A 577-nucleotide genomic window follows, 5' to 3' on the forward strand; every position below is an offset into this window, starting at 1 on the left:
AGAAGTGGCTAGTCTAACCGCAAGGAGGACGGTCACCACGGTAGGATTCATGACTGGGGTGAAGTCGTAACAAGGTAGCCGTATCGGAAGGTGCGGCTGGATCACCTCCTTTCCAGAGCTTCTCGCAAAGTTGAGCGCTCACGCTTATCGGCTGTAAATTTAAAGACAGACTCAGGGGTCTGTAGCTCAGTCGGTTAGAGCACCGTCTTGATAAGGCGGGGGTCGTTGGTTCGAATCCAACCAGACCCACCATTGTCTGGCGGTAACACACCTGAGGCATCTGTACTCAATGGGGGCATAGCTCAGCTGGGAGAGCACCTGCTTTGCAAGCAGGGGGTCGTCGGTTCGATCCCGTCTGCCTCCACCAATCACCAACGCTAAGTGCTTGGTTCACACGCTGAACCGAGAATTTTGCATTGGCGATTGAGCCAGTCAGAGGATATCAACGGATATCGGCTGTCGTTCTTTAACAATCTGGAAGAAGTAAGTAATTTGGATAGCGGAAGCGTCTTGAGATGGACGTGAAAACTATCCGGGTTGTGATTGTATCGATGTATCTCAAGATGATTCGAACTCT

2 tRNA genes and 1 rRNA gene are annotated in these 577 nt (G+C 51.1%); all 3 read left to right on the forward strand.

Features of this window, described 5'->3' with window-relative positions:
- Nucleotides 1-112 (forward strand): 16S ribosomal RNA (locus G3N62_RS35680); the annotation flags it as partial.
- Nucleotides 113-175: 63 nt separating this feature from the next.
- A tRNA-Ile gene (locus G3N62_RS35685) sits at nucleotides 176-252 on the forward strand.
- Between the two features lie 39 nt (nucleotides 253-291).
- Nucleotides 292-367: transfer RNA gene (locus tag G3N62_RS35690), tRNA-Ala, on the forward strand.
- The last annotated feature ends 210 nt before the right edge of the window (nucleotides 368-577 follow it).

The sequence above is a fragment of the Burkholderia sp. Tr-20355 genome, assembly GCF_017104685.1.
Classification (GTDB): domain Bacteria; phylum Pseudomonadota; class Gammaproteobacteria; order Burkholderiales; family Burkholderiaceae; genus Burkholderia; species Burkholderia seminalis.